The sequence below is a fragment of the Pseudovibrio sp. JE062 genome, from assembly GCF_000156235.1.
In the GTDB taxonomy this organism is placed as follows: Bacteria; Pseudomonadota; Alphaproteobacteria; order Rhizobiales; family Stappiaceae; genus Pseudovibrio.
In genome coordinates this window covers 481,462-499,641 of the sequence record NZ_DS996809.1, presented here as the reverse complement: position 1 = coordinate 499,641, position 18,180 = coordinate 481,462, and the positions used below count along the sequence as shown (strand labels likewise).

The 18,180-nt window shown below is 53.2% G+C and carries 18 protein-coding genes; 9 read left to right on the top strand and 9 right to left on the bottom strand.

All coding sequences use genetic code 11. The features are described from left to right. Positions 1-101 precede the first annotated feature (101 nt). Positions 102-590: a hypothetical protein gene (locus PJE062_RS14730; RefSeq protein WP_008549583.1), complete on the top strand. Its 489-nt coding sequence runs from the start codon at positions 102-104 to the stop codon at positions 588-590. A 71-nt stretch (positions 591-661) separates the two neighbouring features. Next, positions 662-1,606 (top strand): 4-hydroxybenzoate octaprenyltransferase, encoded by a 945-nt coding sequence (gene ubiA / locus PJE062_RS14725; protein WP_083793256.1) that lies wholly within the window; start codon positions 662-664, stop codon positions 1,604-1,606. Here the strand turns inward: ubiA and PJE062_RS25830 are convergent. Next, positions 1,603-2,211: a DUF6101 family protein gene (locus PJE062_RS25830; protein ID WP_014284293.1), complete on the bottom strand. Its 609-nt coding sequence runs from the start codon at positions 2,209-2,211 to the stop codon at positions 1,603-1,605. The genes ubiA and PJE062_RS25830 overlap by 4 nt on opposite strands. Positions 2,212-2,528: 317 nt before the next feature. On the opposite strand from PJE062_RS25830, the gene PJE062_RS14715 reads away from it, so the two are divergent. Genes PJE062_RS14715 through lpxK form a run of 6 tightly spaced genes read left to right on the top strand, consistent with a single transcriptional unit; the run spans position 2,529 to position 8,020 of the window. Beyond that, on the top strand, positions 2,529-3,872 hold the full coding sequence (locus tag PJE062_RS14715) for a TldD/PmbA family protein (RefSeq protein ID WP_008549721.1): 1,344 nt from the start codon (positions 2,529-2,531) through the stop codon (positions 3,870-3,872). Further along, positions 3,859-4,653: a 3'(2'),5'-bisphosphate nucleotidase CysQ gene (locus tag PJE062_RS14710; RefSeq protein WP_008550073.1), complete on the top strand. Its 795-nt coding sequence runs from the start codon at positions 3,859-3,861 to the stop codon at positions 4,651-4,653. The genes PJE062_RS14715 and PJE062_RS14710 overlap by 14 nt, the downstream gene beginning before the upstream one ends. Before the next feature lie 49 nt (positions 4,654-4,702). Continuing rightward, entirely contained in the window at positions 4,703-4,945 is a 243-nt protein-coding gene (locus PJE062_RS14705; protein ID WP_008550012.1) for a DUF4170 domain-containing protein, read from the top strand. 48 nt (positions 4,946-4,993) lie between these two features. Beyond that, positions 4,994-5,692, top strand: coding sequence for a lysophospholipid acyltransferase family protein (locus PJE062_RS14700; protein ID WP_008549810.1), 699 nt, complete (start codon positions 4,994-4,996; stop codon positions 5,690-5,692). Between the two features lie 21 nt (positions 5,693-5,713). Next, positions 5,714-7,003 (top strand): 3-deoxy-D-manno-octulosonic acid transferase, encoded by a 1,290-nt coding sequence (locus PJE062_RS14695; RefSeq protein WP_008549688.1) that lies wholly within the window; start codon positions 5,714-5,716, stop codon positions 7,001-7,003. Positions 7,004-7,006: 3 nt separating this feature from the next. Continuing rightward, on the top strand, positions 7,007-8,020 hold the full coding sequence (lpxK, locus tag PJE062_RS14690; protein ID WP_008549820.1) for a tetraacyldisaccharide 4'-kinase: 1,014 nt from the start codon (positions 7,007-7,009) through the stop codon (positions 8,018-8,020). On the opposite strand, the gene PJE062_RS14685 is transcribed toward lpxK, so the two are convergent. The 5 genes from PJE062_RS14685 to PJE062_RS14665 all read right to left on the bottom strand — a co-directional run bounded on the left by PJE062_RS14685 (position 8,017) and on the right by PJE062_RS14665 (position 14,142). Beyond that, on the bottom strand, positions 8,017-8,238 hold the full coding sequence (locus PJE062_RS14685) for a DUF2093 domain-containing protein (protein ID WP_014284299.1): 222 nt from the start codon (positions 8,236-8,238) through the stop codon (positions 8,017-8,019). The genes lpxK and PJE062_RS14685 overlap by 4 nt on opposite strands. A gap of 167 nt (positions 8,239-8,405) precedes the next feature. Next, complete coding sequence (locus PJE062_RS14680) at positions 8,406-9,770, bottom strand: MATE family efflux transporter (protein WP_008549987.1); 1,365 nt, start codon at positions 9,768-9,770, stop codon at positions 8,406-8,408. A 6-nt stretch (positions 9,771-9,776) separates the two neighbouring features. Then, positions 9,777-10,199 carry a helix-turn-helix domain-containing protein gene (locus PJE062_RS14675; protein ID WP_008549782.1) on the bottom strand — a complete coding sequence of 141 codons (423 nt, stop codon included), beginning with the start codon at positions 10,197-10,199 and terminating at the stop codon, positions 9,777-9,779. Positions 10,200-10,345: 146 nt separating this feature from the next. Next, positions 10,346-12,124: a monovalent cation:proton antiporter-2 (CPA2) family protein gene (locus PJE062_RS14670; protein WP_008549816.1), complete on the bottom strand. Its 1,779-nt coding sequence runs from the start codon at positions 12,122-12,124 to the stop codon at positions 10,346-10,348. Positions 12,125-12,237: 113 nt separating this feature from the next. After that, the gene (locus PJE062_RS14665) at positions 12,238-14,142 is read right to left on the bottom strand and encodes a monovalent cation:proton antiporter-2 (CPA2) family protein (RefSeq protein ID WP_008549686.1); all 1,905 of its coding nucleotides are present in this window, start codon (positions 14,140-14,142) and stop codon (positions 12,238-12,240) included. Between the two features lie 218 nt (positions 14,143-14,360). On the opposite strand from PJE062_RS14665, the gene PJE062_RS14660 reads away from it, so the two are divergent. Next, positions 14,361-15,110 (top strand): transglutaminase family protein, encoded by a 750-nt coding sequence (locus tag PJE062_RS14660; RefSeq protein WP_008549551.1) that lies wholly within the window; start codon positions 14,361-14,363, stop codon positions 15,108-15,110. A gap of 65 nt (positions 15,111-15,175) precedes the next feature. Here PJE062_RS14660 and tldD read toward each other — a convergent pair whose 3' ends face one another. From tldD to PJE062_RS14645, 3 genes are all read right to left on the bottom strand, one after another. Continuing rightward, entirely contained in the window at positions 15,176-16,600 is a 1,425-nt protein-coding gene (gene tldD, locus PJE062_RS14655; protein WP_008550088.1) for a metalloprotease TldD, read from the bottom strand. Positions 16,601-16,716: 116 nt separating this feature from the next. After that, positions 16,717-17,319: a LysE family translocator gene (locus PJE062_RS14650; RefSeq protein WP_008549891.1), complete on the bottom strand. Its 603-nt coding sequence runs from the start codon at positions 17,317-17,319 to the stop codon at positions 16,717-16,719. A 142-nt stretch (positions 17,320-17,461) separates the two neighbouring features. Next, positions 17,462-18,079 (bottom strand): LysE family translocator, encoded by a 618-nt coding sequence (locus tag PJE062_RS14645; protein WP_208982320.1) that lies wholly within the window; start codon positions 18,077-18,079, stop codon positions 17,462-17,464. Positions 18,080-18,180: the final 101 nt, after the last annotated feature.

The following is an 18,180-nucleotide window of genomic DNA, read 5'->3' as shown; positions in this document are numbered from 1 at the left end:
GAAGGGAACAGGTTCCCGAGTTGTGCGTCTAGATTGTGATGCAGCGTGTAGCATGAGTAACGCTGTCAGTAAACGAACAACAGCTCCGGAGAGACCCAAAAATGCCTCGTCCATCAGTCGAATTGCTGCTGGTTACACCGCTGTTTATGAATGAGTTCTTCGAGCTGCTGGCAAAATGGGGAGAGCAGGACACGCTCTCAGAGCCAGTTCTCTCGCTGGAAGAAACCGCCCGCCGACTGCTGGTAGACCCAAGTGTAGGGCAGGCCTGGTTGATCAGAAGCACAGGAAAAAGCCTCGGATTTGTGCTCGTCAGCTATCGCTATAGCGTGCGGGCAGGTGGCAAGGTCGGGTTCATTGAGCAGATTGCTCTGGCCCCGATTGAAGGAATAGAGCGGCTGTTGCCCTCCATATTGCATGAGCTGGAAGATGATCTGGCGCAAAAGTCTGTCGTTAAAATGGAGGTTTCGCTCAAGAAGCCTCAGGGAAAGACCAGAAAACGGTTCTTCGAAGAATTTGGCTTCTTGACGCAAAGTGTCGATCTGTTGGAAAAGACCATTCACTACGAAGAGGAATTCCCTCTTAGCTTTTAAAGCGAATATGGAGTGTGCCGCGTCATCCTGATGAGATGCGGAGAAACTCCGGTCATGACGGTGAGGTGGCAATGTTCAATACCAAAGACACTGGGCCTGTTGCTGATGCGGTAAAGCGTCATTGGGTTGATACACGTCTGCCTGCGGGCCTTCGCCCGTTTGCCCGCCTTGCAAGATGGGAACGCCCGATCGGCTGGTACCTGCTCATGTGGCCATGCTTGTGGTCACTTGCATTGGCTTCTAATGCAGCGGGTGCGCCGATTCCAAACATCTGGTATGCCATTTTGATGTTCATTGGCGCAGTGGCAATGCGCGGCGCAGGCTGCACCTATAATGACATTGTCGACAAGGACATTGATGACAAGGTTGAGCGCACGCGCTCCCGGCCCATCCCATCCGGTCAGGTCACCAGCAAGCAAGCCAAGATCTTCATGATCCTGCAGGCTCTGGCTGGGCTCATTGTTCTTCTGCAGTTCAACACCTTCACCATCATTCTGGGCATGTCGTCCCTTGCCATTGTGGCGGCATACCCTTTCATGAAGCGCATCACCGACTGGCCGCAGTTCGTGCTGGGCCTTGCATTTTCATGGGGTGCTCTGATGGGCTGGGCAGCGGTCTTCGGCAGCTTGTCGCTGGCACCTGTGCTGCTCTATTGCGGTGGTATTGTTTGGACCATCGGCTACGACACCATCTACGCACATCAGGACAAAGAAGACGACGCTCTGGTCGGAGTGCGTTCAACGGCACGTCTGTTTGGTGAGAAAACCCGTCAGGCTCTGGTCATTCTCTACGGAGCCACTGTGGTTCTGTTTGCAGGCGCATTCGTTCTCGCTGGCAGCGGTCCGCTAGCGTTTGCAGGGCTGGCTATTGGAGCCTTCCACCTGTTCAACCAGATCCGTGTGCTGGACATCGATGACGGGGATCAGTGTCTGGAGCTCTTCAAGTCCAACTCCACCTTCGGTCTGATCCTGTTTATTGGATTGGTGCTGGACGGTCTGGCTGCCTATTATCTCTAAGAGTTCCGGCGACGCAGGGATGTGAAGCGGCGAGAGCTGGCAAAAACCTTCTGCAGCTTCGTCGGCTTACCTGTCTCACGTCCCACAAGAAACCGCGGGCGACGTCCGGTGAGCGCACGCAATTTTCTGCGTGGCAGCGGCTCCCCTTTAGAACAGGTGTTCAGGCCAAGACGCGCAAGCTTGGATGTGCCATCACTGTCGATGGTCAACAACGGCAGCGCCAAAGCATCCGACCACGCTTCCCAGTAATCCGCCGTCAATTCCATATCAGTACCGGTAAGAAGGGGAATGCTCAGAGCATGATCTCGGTGCAGCAGAACCACCTGATACTCAAGCTCATCAGTGATCTCGTTGACAGTAACCTTAGCCGCGATACCTGAGTACGAACCAAGCGGGACCGACAGAGTAAGAGGCAAGCCCCCCATCTCCCGGCGGATCAGCACCTTGTCCGGATCAATGCGAATATCGGATCTGTTAACACCCGGTGTTTCAAGAAGATCATCCGGCAGGTCCGCTTGCATACGATACGGCAGCGAGACACGCACACGATTAATGTGGTTGTCATTGCTCGCAAGGCCCAAAAACTGCGATTTGTAGTTGATCACGGAACTGCCCCTCCCTCCACAGGTGTGGAGGTTTCAATTCATCTTCTTTTCAAACTAGAGGAAAATTACAGGGTAGAATCTGCGTAACTCCTTAACTCGAATGGTTAAAAAACTCTGATTTTAAAGAGGCTTAGCGAACCTCTTCCGAACTTGATAAAATTCTAACTATCTTTAGGTGGGGTCATCGGTAGGGCAGCGAACTGCAAGCAGAACCCCGCAATTTCTGCGTACAGCCCCGCGATTCTTGGCAGGTGTGCTTGCTCTTATGTCAGGCACGCCCTAAACACGAAGAGCAAGACAACAGGAGGTCCGCGCGAATGTCTGACGCAATTGCCAATTCAAAGCTTGAAGAACAGGCAGTCAGCTTGGTGGAAGCTGCAAAAGCAGCTGGAGCCGATGCAGCAGACGCAATCGCAGTTACGGGCATGTCACTGTCTGTCTCCGTGCGCGAAGGTAAGGTTGAAAACACCGACCGCGCCGAAGGCAACGACGTGACACTCCGTGTCTTTGTTGGCAAACAAGTCGCCAGCATCTCTTCCAACGCCAGTGATGACCCAGCCGAACTCGCTGCCCGCGCAGTGGAAATGGCAAAAGTCACTCCGGAAGACCCATATGCTGGCCTTGCTGAACCTGAGCGCCTCCTGAAAGAAATCCCGCAGCTGGACCTGATCGACCCACGCGAAGTGAGCCCGGATGAGCTGACCAAAACTGCTCTGGATGCGGAAGCCGCAGCACTCGCTGTAGAGGGCGTGTCCAAATCCGGCGGTGCTGGAGCAAGCTGGGGCCTCTCCGGCATCGTGCTTGCCACAAGCCACGGTTTTGTCGGTGCATACCAACGCTCCCGATCCGGTTTCTCCATGACCGCTATCGCGGGTGAGGGTACTGGCATGGAGCGCGACTACGAGTTCGATTCCCGCACGTATTGGGATGATCTGATGTCTGCGGAAGAAGTTGGCCGCATCGCAGGCGAGCGGACAGTTCGTCGCCTCAATCCACGCCAGCTGGAAACCCGCAAGGCACCCGTGGTTTACGAACCACGTACTGCACGCTCCCTTCTTGGTCACTTCGCAGGTGCAATCAACGGTGCATCCATCGCCCGCGGCACCAGCTTCCTGAAAGACAAGATGGGCCAGCAGGTGTTCGGCAAAGGCATCACCATCTCCGATGATCCTTTCAAAGCACGTGGTGGCGGAACGGCCCCGTTTGATGCAGAAGGCACCGGAGCTGAGTACCTCAACATGATTGAGGATGGTATTCTCGGTCATTGGTTCCTGGATGGTTACGCCGCCCGTGAGCTTGGCCTGACCTCCAACGGTCGTGCCCGCCGCTCCGGCTCAAGCACATCTCCAAGTGCAACCAACCTGACACTACAGGCTGGCGAGAAAACACCGGATGAAATCTTAAGAGATATCGGCGAAGGTTTGCTGGTAACAGACTTGATCGGTCACGGTGCAAACGGTGTCACAGGTGACTATTCCCGCGGTGCCTCGGGTTACTGGGTCGAAAACGGCGAAATCGCCTACCCGGTGAGCGAGATCACCATCGCAGGAAACCTCAAGGACATGTTCCTGAACCTGACACCGGCATCTGATCTGGACGAGCGATATGCAGTGGCAACGCCAACAGTGGTTATCGAAGGACTGACGATTGCCGGAAGCTAATACATATAGCCTGCAGGAAGATCTGGAGCTGCTGGTCACAGCAGCTCTGCAGGGCGGCAAGATCGCCCTTTCTTATTTTGGAAACTCACCAAAAAACTGGACCAAAGAAGGCGACTCGCCGGTATCTGTCGCAGATATCGAAGTTGACCAGTTCTTGGCTTCCAAACTGCGCGAAGCACGCCCGAATTACGGCTGGCTTTCGGAAGAAACTGAAGACGATCTAGCCCGCAAGGATCACGAAACCATCTTTATCGTAGATCCGATTGACGGAACCCGCGCGTTCCTCAATGGTCGCGATGAATGGTGCCTGTCTCTGGCCGTGGTCAAAAATGGCCGCCCCACCGTCGGCGTCATCTATTGTCCGGTTCGCGATGAGCTTTACACCGCAGTCAGTGGTGGTGGCAGTTACCTCAATCAGGAAAAAATCAGTGTTTCCGCTCGCCCATCTGTCACCGGATCCTACATTGCTGGTCCGGTCAGCTTCCTCGAAAAGGAAGGCGTAAAAAGCGAGCAGATTCGTTTTAGCCCCTATTTGGGCTCACTTGCCTACCGTTTTGCACTGGTCGCCTGTGGGAAATTGGATGCCGGTTTGGCCCGCGCCAGAGCCCGTGATTGGGACCTTGCCGCAGCGGATTTAATCATAAGCGAGGCTGGTGGGCAGTTAGTAGACTTGTCTGGATCAACGCTCTACTACAATAAAACTAGAACAAATCACCCCGGACTAGTGGCATCTTCTGCCAAATTGTTTAAAAGGCTTCAGGGAATATCCGTAGAGGATTAATCCTTACGGTATTCGGTCGGACTGTTTGTGGAGAAGGTGAGCGAACACCATGAGTGCTCAAGAAGAAAACCAACAGCTACTTCACCTCGTGTTTGGTGGCGAATTAGAAGATATCAGCAATGTTCGCTTTAAGGATCTTAAGGATCTGGACATTGTAGGAATCTACCCGAACTACGCTGAAGCACACGCAGCGTGGAAAGCAAAGGCGCAAAGCACTGTAGATAACGCTCTGATGCGTTACTTCATTGTGCACATGCACCGTCTGCTTGATCCGGGCGCAGAAACCAAGTAAGTACTGCGCCTCCCGGGAATTCCGCCCGAAACCAAATGGGCCTGTGAAATGTTGAAAAAACTCGGCAAACACCCGCTTGTGATGAAGCTGGTGGGCAATGCCATGGCGTATTATCTGCTCTTCGTGCGCAAGAGCAGTAAGTTCACTCTCGATCCTCCGAACTTCTATGAGGATCACGAGGACACTGTTCCATACGTTGTGTCCATGTGGCACGGTCAGCATTTCATGATGCCCTTTGCGCGCCCAAAAGACTGGGACGTGCGGGTGATGATTTCCCGAAGTGCTGATGGCGAAATGCAGGCGATTTGCGCATCAAAACTGGGGCTCGGTCTCATCCGGGCCGCTGGTGCGCAACGCGCCAGCCAGATCAGCAAACGTGGCGGCATGCGTGGCTTTATCGAAGCTCTACGCGCGCTCAAAGAAGGTGGCAACGTCGCTATGACGGCGGACGTGCCAAAAGGCCCTTCTCGTAAAGCAGGTAAAGGCATCGTCCAGCTGGCCAAACATTCCGGTCGGCCACTCCTGCCAGTCGCAATTGCGACCAGCCGTCATTATGACCTTGATACTTGGGATAAGGCTTCCATCAATTTGCCGTTCAGCCATATTGCGTTATGCTTTGGTGAGCCTATTCCGGTTCCGGCTGATGCAAGCGATGAACAGCTTGAGGAAATTCGTCAGCTTCTGGAAACCAGAATGAACGAAACGACTGACAAAGCTTACGCAATCGCCAAATCAGGCAAAAAATAATTACTGGCAGAACTGGGTCCCATGAGTTCAGTGATCTTCAGAGTCTATCAAGGTCTCGGTCGTCTGGCCGCGCCTCTGCTCGTTGGCTTGTACAAGCTGCGCGCCCGACAGGGCAAAGAAGATCAGAACCGCAAAGGCGAACGCTTCGGCGTCGCTTCAAAGGATCGCCCAGTTGGCAATCTGATTTGGATCCACGCGGCCAGCGTTGGCGAAGCCAATGCCGTTTTGCCGCTGGCCAAGCAGGTGGTTGATGGCGGATCGCATGTCCTGCTCACCACTGCAACACTGACATCTGCGCAAGTGGTAGAGGCATCTGCACCAGAAGGTGTGATCCACCAGTTTGTCCCTTATGATACCCGCGGCAACATCAAACGGTTCCTGAACCACTGGGCTCCGTGTCTGGCCATCACTGTTGAATCCGAGATCTGGCCTGCGACCTTCCATGAGTTGGAAAAGCGCCAGATCCCGCTGATCATCGTCAACGGACGTATGTCAGAAGGTTCCTTTGCAAACTGGAACCGTGTTCCATCCTTCGCGCACTCTGTCTTTGGCACTGTAGACTGTGTGCTCGCGCAGTCTGATGATGATGGCGCCCGCTTTAAGCAGCTTGGTGCCATCCGTGTAAAGGCGACAGGCAACATCAAGTTTGATGGCAACATTCCAGAGTGTGACCCGGTCGAACTCGCTGACTTCAAAGATCAGCTCGAAGGTCGACCAAGATGGCTTGCAGCCAGCACACATCCTGAAGAAGAAGCCGAAATCGGTATGGCTCATCTGGAGTTGAAGCAGAAGTTCGATCGCCTGCTCACAATCATTGTTCCCCGCCATCCGGTCCGGGCTAAAGAAATCCGGGAAGAGCTGGAGCAAATGGGTCTCGTGTGCACGCAGCGCTCAAGAGGCGAGGCAATCACCAATGCAACAGACATCTATATCGCAGATACGCTTGGCGAGTTAGGTCTGTTCTACCGCGTAGCTCCAATCGTCTTCATGGGTGGCTCTTTCGCTCCAATCGGTGGACACAATTTGCTCGAACCAGCTCAGATCGGCTGTGCGATCCTCTCTGGTGTTCATACTCAGAATTTTGCATGGATCTATCGCCACTTCTCTAAAGAAGAGGGCGTGCTTCTGGTGCACAATGCAAGTGATTTGGCTGCACAGGTCGAAGATTTGCTCCATAAACCAGAAGAGGTTCAGCAGCGTGCTGAGAAGGCGAAAGCTCTCGTGGAGTCCGGACGCGGTGCGCTCGCTGCAACACAGCTTGAGCTGCAACAGTATCTTCCGGTGAAACCAACAGAAATAGGGGAGGCTTAAGCTATGAACGCTCCTGATTTCTGGTGGACGCCAAATGGAACGTGGCAAGCAAAGCTCTTGAGCCCATTGGGTGCACTCTATGGCTTCTTGGCAGCACGCCGCTTCAAGTACAATCCACGTTACAAAGCCAAGCAGCCAGTGATCTGCATCGGCAATTTTACAGCTGGTGGAACAGGAAAAACACCTTTTGCACTCGCATTGAATGCACTGCTGCGTGAAGCGGGCCATACCCCAGGTTTTCTCCTGCGTGGTTACGGCGGCACCAACAAAGGCCCGCTGCTTGTGGAGCCTTCCAGTTATGCGGCTGCTGAAGTTGGAGATGAAGCCCTCTTGTTAGCTCGTCGTGGCCCGACGGTAATCTCGGCAGATCGCGCTACAGGTGCGAAGCTTCTGGAACAGCAAGACATCTCTGTCATTATCATGGATGATGGCTTTCAGAACCCGTCTCTGCACAAAGACTTTTCCATCGTGCTGCTGGATGCCAAAACCGGTATCGGGAATGCGAGATGCATTCCAGCTGGCCCACTCAGAATGCCTTTTAAGAAGCAACTGGGACGCGTCAGCCTGCTGATGGTTGTGGGTGAGGGGGATAAGAGCACACCGCAACAGGAAGCCGCCCAGCAAGCCGGTATCGACCTGATGCGCGCTGCTATCCGTCCAGTCTCAGCAGATGCACTGGAAGGCGAGCGGGTACTGGCTTTTGCAGGTATTGGCCGGCCTGAAAAACTCTTTGCCAGCCTGAAGGAAGCGGGTGCTGAGGTCGTTGAGACCATGTCCTTCCCGGACCATCACTACTTTACAAAGGAAGACGCGCGCCTGATTTTGCGCGTGGCAGAAGCGCAGGATCTGCTGCCGATCACCACAACCAAGGACTATGTGCGTTTGGATGGCCGCGAAGAGCAGTCCATTGCGCGGCTTGCAAATGTTGCAAGTGTTTTGGAAGTGGAGATGAAGATTGAAGAACCAGACGCCCTGCTTGAGCGCCTGAAACCAGTGCTTGGATCAGCGAAAGCTTAAGCCTTCAGATCATTGCTTTCATAAGCCTGCAGGGCAGCATCTGCATCCACATAGGCTTCCTGACGGGAAACACTCCAGTACTTGAGCTCTTCGAGCATAATCGTTTTGCCAGTGATCGCACACTTCACAAAGTTACCCGGTGCTTTCACCTGATAATCACCATCCATGTAGCGGATACGTGCTTCTGTTGGAATGCGCGGTTGTTCAAAACGGTTCATTATTTCTGCATCCGGAATTGTTTCATTTCTCTCTTCTTACCGCTCAAACTCTAAAAAGGCTACCGCGTATCTCCGAAAAATAGAGACGCAGTTTTTTGGTCAAATATGCCTTTTGAAACGGCAAAGCGGTAAGTCAGGATATCCTAAGCAATGAATTCTGGCAGCATTTAAGCTGCAGCCAGTTTTTCCCTGCGAATTTTCTCGATTGTCCGCCAGCACACATACTGAGCAAGAAAGGCAAAGACCACGCCACCAATGGCTTGTCCCGCCAAGACACCGTTTGCCTGATAGAAGTAAGCACCGGCAATGGTGAATGGAATAGTGCCCAGTGTTGCTCTGCCCCAGTTGAACAGCATGGAGTAGATTGGGAAACCGAGGTTGTTAAAGACCGCATTGGTCACAAACAGTGCTGCGTTGAACAGGAAGCCAGCTGCAGCAAAGGTGCAGAAGAAGAATACCAGAGAGGCACTGTCACCCTCTGCGTTGAAGAACTCAACCAGCGGCTCTTGCAGCATGAACAACAACGCCCAGGCAGCCAGCGTGTAGACCACGATCAGCAGAAGAGAATCCTTCACGATCTTGCTCAGGCGATCAAACTTTAAGGCTCCAAAGTTCTGCCCAATGATCGGACCAACAGCACCGGAAAGGGCAAAGAGCGCACCAAAGGCCACAGGGATGATACGGCCAACAATCGCAAAACCTGCAACAGCGCCATCACCAAACTGAGCCATCTCGGCAATGATCCAGGCGTTGCCTGCTGGCGTCGCGATGTTCGTCAGCATGGCAGGTGTTGCGACCTTGAATAGATCCACCGTATCACTCACAGCCTCTGAGATTTCTGGCTTGCCGATCATGTTGTGCTTCACAATCAGGATGTAAAAACCAACCCCAACCATCACCGCACGGGAAATGACAGAGGCAACAGCTGCGCCTGTGATGCCCATATCAAATCCGAAGATCAGGATAGGGTCGAGAACTGCTGTCACAAACCCGCTGGAAAGCGTCACAAACATCGCACCGCGCGCATCGCCAACAGATCTCAGCAGGGCGGAGAGGACCATGGCGCCAACAAGCAACGGCATGGAGGGCACGACGATGTAAAGGAAATGCAAAGTGTACTCGAGCGTGCGTCCGCTCGCGCCAAGCAGCATCGCCAGATCATCCAGAAACGCCAGACTCCCGGCCACAACAGCCAGTGAGATCAAAGTGGAGATGATCAACGACATACTAACGAGCCGGTTTGCACTTCTGGCGTCACCTTGTCCAATACGGCGGGCAACAGAAGCACTGGCGGCGATGGAAAGCCCGATGCCAATAGCGGAGTTGAAGAACATTACCGTACCGGCATAACCGATAGCCGCAGCCAGCTCTTCAATACCCAGCTGTGCAATGTAAAAAAGATTAGCAAAATCAACGAGGAAAATAGCAATCAATCCGACAGAGCCGGTAGATGTCATCACCAGCACATGGCGCATGGTCGAGCCATAGGTAAACTTTGCATCCCGTGCGCCGGATCTAGTTGGTTTGGACATAAAAACTCACTTTTCGCGTTGCTGATAGCAATCGCAGGAGAGGGCCTCGATGACCCTGCAATCATGTATCTTGCCGCTGGAACAATGAACCAGCATCTTTTTCAGTTCACTTTGCAGGCTTTGCAGACGAACAATCTTGTCTTCGACCTCAGTAAGGTGAGCCCGTGCGATCTCGTCTGCGCCCTCGCAGTCATCTTCCGGATGTTCCTTGAGCAGCATAAGGCTCTCGATCATCTCAAGAGAGAAACCAAGATCTCGTCCATGACGAATGAAAGACAGTCGGTTCAGGTGGTCTTCGCCGTATCGGCGCTGTCCGCCCTCTGTCCGCGGAGGTTCCGGTAGCAGCTTCTTCTGCTCGTAAAACCGGATTGTCTGGACTTTAACGCCAGCCTTCTTCGCCAGATCACCGATTGAATATTCACCAGCCATATCGAACCATAGGGATTAATGTGGACCTCGTGGGAATGCAGTGCCACAGATCACGAAATGTAGAAAAGAGGATGCAATGCACCCTCGCTCTAAATGTGCTTCAAATCAATAGAGGTCAAGAGTAGTGGGCTGATATCTTGACTAAATCAATCAGGTTTTTCTGATTTGCCTTCGTCACGCGGAGTGCGTTGATGCAGCATATCAGAACCGGCCAGATCACCACCAGCCAGCTGCATTGTTAGCCGTTCATCGTCCCGTTTGCGAACATCATCCTCAACCTCATCAATACGGTCCGCTGGCAAACCAAGGTACTCAAGTGCCTTACGGCCAAACGTGAGGCTGGACTCGAAGGTCTCGCGGATCTGATAGTCAACGCCCAGGCGGGTGAGATCCAATGCATGCGCGCGATCTGTTGCACGGCAATAGAGAGCTGCGTTCGGGAAGGCGGACCTGATCTGCAAAATGGCCTGCTTCATCACGCGGTCGTTCTCAATGCACAGCGCGATCAAGGTTGCATTCTCTCCGCCAGCAGCTTTCAAAACATCAGGCCGCGTCGCATCACCATAATAGACCTTGTAGCCATACTGACGTGCGTAGTTGATACGGTCCGGCTTGTTGTCGAGAGCAGTCACGGAAATGCCTTCAGAAGTCAGCATTTGCGCAACCATCATACCGAAGCGACCAAAGCCAACGATCAGTACGCTTGGGCATGCATCTTCAAAGGTTTCGATCTTGTTGGTGGTGTCACCATGCTTCTTCATGCGCTCGGCCACGAAATCCAGACCCACGGCGCCAAGTGGTGTCAGCAGCATGGTCAGGATCACAACGGCACTCAGGATGTTTGCTGTTTCCTCTGGCAATATGGCCGCAGCGGTCGCCGTTGAGAACAACACAAAGGCAAACTCACCACCTTGAGGCAGAGTAACAGCCACACGGAGTGCGTCAGAGTTGGAAGATCCAAACAGACGGGAGAGCCCCCAGAGCAACACACCCTTGGTGATCATAAGCAGGACCACTGCAGAAACGATGCGCTGCCAATTGGCGACAATCAAATCCAGCTCCAGCGCCATGCCCACGGTCATGAAGAACAAGCCCATCAGCATGGATCGGAATGGTTCGATATCGGCTTCCAATGTATGCCGATAACTGGATTCTGCCAACATCACACCGGAAAGGAACGCACCGAGAGCCATGGACAATCCCACAAGGCTCATCAGGCCTGCACTGCCAAGGGCAACCAGCAAGGCGGCTGCAATCATCAACTCACGGGCACCGGATGCGGTTAGAAGCTGGAAGAGGGGAGAGAGTAAGAAACGTCCGGCAAAGATCACGAAACCAACGGCGGCAATAACTGTGATCACCTGCATCGCAATGGAAGCTTCTTCCACGTCCGCTTCGGCAGGGGCAAGAATGCCGACCATGGCGAGCAAAGGCACAATGGCCATATCCTGAAGCAGCAAAATACCAAAGGCCCTCTGGCCATACTTGGTGCTTAGATGTCCACGCTCCTGCAGCATCTGCAATGCGAACGCGGTTGAAGATAGTGCAAGGCCAAGACCGGCAATCAGCGCCACCTGCCAGGAAAGGCCAAACATCAAAGCGCCCAATGTCAGCACAAGGCCGGAAATCAGCACCTGTGCTGTGCCAAGACCAAAGATGTCCCGCCTCATGGTCCATAATCGGGCGGGCTCAAGCTCAAGCCCGATCACAAACAACAGCAGCACCACCCCAAGCTCCGCAAAGCCCAGTATTCGCTCAGGCTCGTTGAAGAAGCTGATGCCATAGGGACCAATTGCCATGCCCGCTGCAAGGAAGCCCACAACCGCGCCAAGACCAAGCCGTTTGGTAATTGGAACGGCGATGACGGCTGCGGAGAGAACCACAATGGTTTCAATAAAAAACGGAGGGACGTGAGCTTCTGCCATTGGCACCCTAAAAACAAAAATTCAAATACTGAAACAGACTTTGCTGATTTCTGTCGATTCTGAGGGAAATACCTTAATTGTATCTAAGGGAAAATGTAGTTTTCCGTATAAAGCTAGTTAGATGATGGCTTATGTGTTGAAGTTTTTTCAGAATTGTCCGCTTGCTCCTTCTCCGCCTGTTTTTCAGCCTCTGCCAACCGCCGTGCAGGTTCGTTCAAAGCCGTGGATTCGGACTTCGGTTTGATCAGTGGTTTCACAGGCACTTCCGGCAGTTTGAACTGCTTGTAACCAGAGTAAAGCCCACCAACCTGTTGCAAGGCCAACAGCTCCGCATCACGGCGGCGAACATCAGCTAGAATTTCGTGGGTGTGATCCTCGTCTTCTCCAAGCTCCTCCAGTATCTCACGACCAAACTCCAGCGCTGACTCCAGTGTCTCGCGCAGCTGGTAATCCGCACCGGCAGTGACAAGTTGAATGGCATGGCGCCGATCATGAGCGCGCGCAAATATCTTGGCGAGCGGGAACTGTGTTTTGGTCATACGCACAATCTGGCTAGTCGTCTCGGCACGTTCCGTACACACTGCAATCACACTGGCATTTTCTGCCCCCGCTGCCCGAAGAACATTGAGCCGCCGCCCATCACCATAGTAGATCCGATAGCCAAAGCGCGAAGCCTCCCGAATGTGCTGGGCATCCATATCAAGAACCGTCACCGTAGAGCCCTGTGCAATCAGCATCTGGCTGGCAAGTTGTCCAAAACGCCCAAAGCCGATCACCAGCACATTGGTACGCCCGCCTTCTGTATTGGGAATATCCGGCTTCACCGGCTCCGGCCTGAGTTTCACTCCGAACCACTGTGTCAGCTTCACACTGAGCAATGTGAAGGCCATGGTGAAGGAGATAATCGCGGAAAGCAGGCTGCTTTGATGCGGGTTCAACAGGTCAACGGCAACAGACGCAGAGAAGATAACAAAACCAAACTCACCCGCTTGCGCCAGCAACCCGCCAATCTGCAAACTGTTCTCTGACGTGTGTCCGGAAACACGGGTCACAGTGAAGATGCTCAGGCACTTCAGTACCATGAGCCCAAAACTGCAAGCCAGCACCATCACCCAGTTCTGGAAGACAAAGTTCATATCAATGGACATGCCTACGGTGATGAAGAAGAAGCCCAGCAACAAGCCACGAAACGGCTCAAGATCCGCCTCCAGCTCATGCCGGAAGGAACTTTCTGCCAACATCACCCCGGCTATAAACGCCCCAAGCGCACTGGAAAGCCCAACGGCTTTCATCAGCGCTGCAGCTCCAAGCACCGTCAGCAAGGCAGAGGCTGTCATCATCTCTCTGGCACCAATGCGGGCAAACAGGCGAAACAACGGTGTCAGCAGATATCGTCCAACCGCGACCAACAGCAGCACGGTGGACGCCATAATCAATGCAGTCTCCCAACCGGGCCGTTGTCCCGTATCAATCGGAACCGGCGCCACAATCGCCATCAGGGCAAGAATGGGAACGATCATCATGTCTTGAAACAACAAGATTGCGATGGAGGTTTGCCCCATAGGAGTCGTCCGGTCCCCACTGCCTTGCAAAATGCGCAAGGAGAGGGCGGTTGAGGAGAGGGCGAGGGAAAGCCCGATTATGAGCGATTTCTGCCAGGTCAGCCCTGCAAAATAGATCGCCAGACCAATCAGAAGGGCAGAAAACCCGACTTGTGCAGACCCTGACCCGAAGATCTCACGCCGCAATGACCATAACCTGCCGGGATTTAATTCCAACCCAATCAGAAACAGCAGCATCACCACGCCAAGCTCACCGATAGGGCGAAGTTCATCTGGCGTGCTAAAGGGGCTGCCAAGATACTGCCCGATCCCCCAGGGGCCAAGAATGACACCTGCAATCAGGTAGCCCACAATCGTTCCGACCCGGATCAGCTTGGCGAACGGCACCACCAGAATCGCCATGCTCAAAAACAGCATGATGTCTGCGACAAAATCCAGTTGGTGGAGTGAGATCATGAAAAGGGGCGGCTCATTATTATTTTTGCAGGAAAAGCTACAGACCCATCGTAAATTCGGCTTCAACACAATGCAGACAAGCTAAGGCAAATCTTCAGGACCCTTAACGAACTGCAATTTCTGGAGATCAGGTTGTAGTGAAAAAAGATGCAATTTAGCTCTTGAACCTACAGTGACTAGAGCCTTTACAGTCGATTCATTCTCGATTGGAGGCGCATATGCTGGATAAACCGAACACTCAATTAGACGCCCTGCTCAAGGAAACCTCACTGCTAAACTTCCGGGCGCCAACCATCCGCAAGCTTGTCGATCAGCGAAAATGGAAGGACTTATCACCTTTTGACCGGGCAGGCGTTGTCTATGATTTTGTCCGCAACGAAATCATGTTCGGATACAACAAGGCCGACAACATCCCGGCCAGTCAGGTGCTCGCCGACGGTATAGGTCAATGCAACACCAAGGGCACACTGCTCATGGCCCTGATGCGCGCAGTTGGCATCCCCTGTCGCCTACATGGCTTCACCATCCATAAGGAGCTGCAGCGTGGTGTGGTGCCGGAGCTTGTCTATAAAATCGCACCAGAGAACATCCTGCATTCCTGGGTGGAGATCTGGCTGGAAGACCGCTGGATCAATCTGGAGGGCTTTATTCTGGATGAGGCCTTTTTGACAGCGCTGCAAAAAGAGTTTGCCCCAAACCGACAATCCTTGTGTGGTTACGGGGTCGGCACCAACTGCCTCAGTGTGCCTCAGGTCGATTGGCAGGGAGAAGACACCTACATTCAGAAAACCGGCATCAACAATGATTTCGGAATCTACGATAGTCCCGATGACTTCTTTGCGGATCATATGCAGGCGTTTTCGCCAGTGATGAAAGTGCTTTATGAAAACGGCATTCGTCATGTGATGAACTGGAAAACCAACCGCATCCGTGCTGGTAAAGTGCCAGCTATCCCATTGCGAGACTAAAGCGAACCGCAAAGAAAAAGGGGCATCACTGCCCCTTTAAAATTCTCAAGATGATCTGAAACCAATCAGGTCGCTGTGCCACCAATGGTCATCTCATTGATGCGCATGGTTGGCTGACCTACGCCCACCGGCACTCCTTGACCAGCCTTACCGCAAGTACCAATACCCGGATCAAGCTTCAGGTCATTACCAATCATGGACACGCGGGTCAGAGCATCAGGACCGTTACCGATCAACATCGCACCTTTCACAGGAGCTCCGATCTTACCGTTCTGAACGCGGTAAGCTTCTGTGCAGGAGAACACGAACTTGCCGGAAGTGATATCCACCTGACCACCACCAAAGGAAACAGCATAGATACCGTCCTCAAGGCTCTCAATGATCTCTTTCGGGTCTTTATCACCGGCTTCCATGATTGTGTTCGTCATGCGTGGAAGCGGCTGATGTGAGAAGGACTCACGGCGACCATTACCAGTTGGCTCAACACCCATCAAACGCGCGTTCTGGCGATCCTGCATGTAGCCAACAAGAATACCGTCCTCAATCAGCGTCGTGCGGCCAGTTGGTGTGCCTTCATCATCAACGGAAAGAGAACCGCGGCGCTTGGCAATGGTGCCATCATCAACAATCGTCACGCCCTTTGCGGCCACCTGCTGACCCATCAGGCCTGCAAAAGCAGAGGTCTTCTTGCGGTTGAAATCGCCCTCAAGACCATGGCCAACCGCTTCATGCAGCAAAATACCTGGCCAGCCGTTGCCAAGTACAACATCAAACGTGCCAGCCGGAGCCGGGATCGCTTCCAGATTGACCAAGGCCTGACGCAGCGCTTCATCAACTGCATGCTGCCAGCTGGTCTCTGCCACAAACTCACCAAACCCTTCGCGGCCACCAGAGCCATAGGACCCAGACTCTTGCTTGTCGCCATCTCCTGCCACAATGGAAACGTTGAGGCGAACCAGCGGGCGCACATCGCGAATACGGTGCCCATCAGCGCGTAAAATATCAACGGTCTTCCAGCTGCCTGCCAAAGAAACAGTCACCTGCTGAACGCGAGGGTCTTTCGCACGCGCATAGGCGTCAATTTCTTGCAGCAGCTGAACTTTCTCGGCAAAAGTCGGGCTGCCAATCGGATTTTCATCCGTGTAAAGCTTCTGGTTGGTGCGGGTCGGAGGCGCCGCATACGTGCCGGAATGTCCGCTTTGCACGGATGCCACAGCATCAGCCGCACGTTTCAACGCTGCTTCGGAAATGTCGTCGGAATGGGCATAGCCAGAGGCTTCACCAACAACAGCGCGCAGGCCAAAGCCTTGGCCGGTGCTGAAGCTGGAAGACTTCAGGCGCCCGTTATCGAACACCAGACCTTCGTTCTGGCTGTACTCCAGATAAAGTTCCCCATCATCGGCGCCTTTCAGCGCTGCCGCAGTGATCTGGCGCGCTGTCTCCTCGTCCAGTCCTGAGGTCTGGAGAAGATCAATCGGTTTATCGCTCATGGGTAAAACTCCGAAATAAATGGATTTGCTCTGTTGTGGCGAACAATCCGTGCACTTTCAAGGCTTACTCGTCAATAAAGGGGGAGGGAAGCCCATCGCTCCCAAGTATTTGAGGGTCAGTGCAGGAAGGCAAGCACCAAACCAGCGCAAACCAGAACCGCACCGGAAACCCGATCAAGCCTGAACTTAGCCGATGGTGCAGACATCCAGTTGCGCCAATACCCGCCAAGAATGGCAATCAACCCATCAATCAAAACCGCCATCACCAGATAAGTCGCGCCCATAAGAGCAAGCTGCGGATCGGGAGGGGAGGCCTTGTCGATAAACTGCGGAAAGAAAGCCGCCATGAACAGCAAGGACTTCGGGTTGGAGAGGCCAACCAGAAAGCCGATTTTCAAGTGTTTACGACCATGGCTCTCTATTTTGTCATGCCGCCCCGCACGTAGCCAGCTGGAAATCCCAAGAAAGATCAGATAGGCAGCACCGCCCAGCTGAATGATCTCAAATGCATCAGGATACGTGTGCACCACCCAGGAAAGACCCAGAATAACGGCAAGAATCTGTACTGCCTGAGCGATGGTCATGCCAGCCATGACAATCAATCCGGTTGCAGTACCTTCACGTGTCGATTTTGCCAGTATCATCATTATGTTGGGGCCGGGAATGGCAAGCAGTATGAAGGTTGCAGCAACAAACCCAAGATAAAGGCTGATAGTCATCATCTGGATCCAATACCCGACGCGATGTTCCTGAGGGCAGCTGGCGCAGAGCAAACTGCTGCAGGGAGATGCTCCCAACATGCATAGGTTCCACAATCAAACCCTTGGGATTTCTGCGAGAGTTTTAAGCAAGCTCTCTGTTTCATCTGAAAACCAGCAGCCCCATCAGAAAAACCCCCGCCGTCAAAAGCACGCCGCTGTTAAACCGCTTTAGTATGTCTTCAATCCGCGGCGACCGGATCAGGCGCTCCACCAATCCGCCCCCAAGAACAAGCGGCAAGTCCAGACAAGTGGCAATGAGTAGGAAGGTAGTACCAAGAAGAACAAACTGGCCGTCAACGGGGTGAGTATGATTGAGGAAATGAGGAAACAGAGCTGCGAGGAAGATGAGGGTTTTGGGATTGGCTATACTGATAGTGAAACCGGTGAGAAAATCTGAGCCTTGACCGCTGGGCTCCTGGATTTTCCCATCCGCAGCTCGCCACCTGCGGATGCCCAGATAAATCAGATAGGCTGCCCCCAAAACGGTCACAACTTCAAACACATAAGGATAGCTCACAATCAGCCAGGAAAGTCCGAAGGAGACCAATATCACCTGAATGGCTTCAGCAGCTTTCACGCCAATAAGGGTAAAGAGTCCAGCAAAAGTGCCACCGGATGCGGATCTGGAAAGAATCAGCATTTTGCTGGCGTCAGGCACGGACATAATCATTAATGTCGTGACAACAAACGCGATATAGACATGCATCGCTATGGGCACGGCTCACCTGCAATGGGCTGTTTTTTTGTTCTGACGGGCCGATGTAGCCGCAATCAATCAGAATGTGCCTTCATAAAAAACTGCCTATCGAATATAGGGTG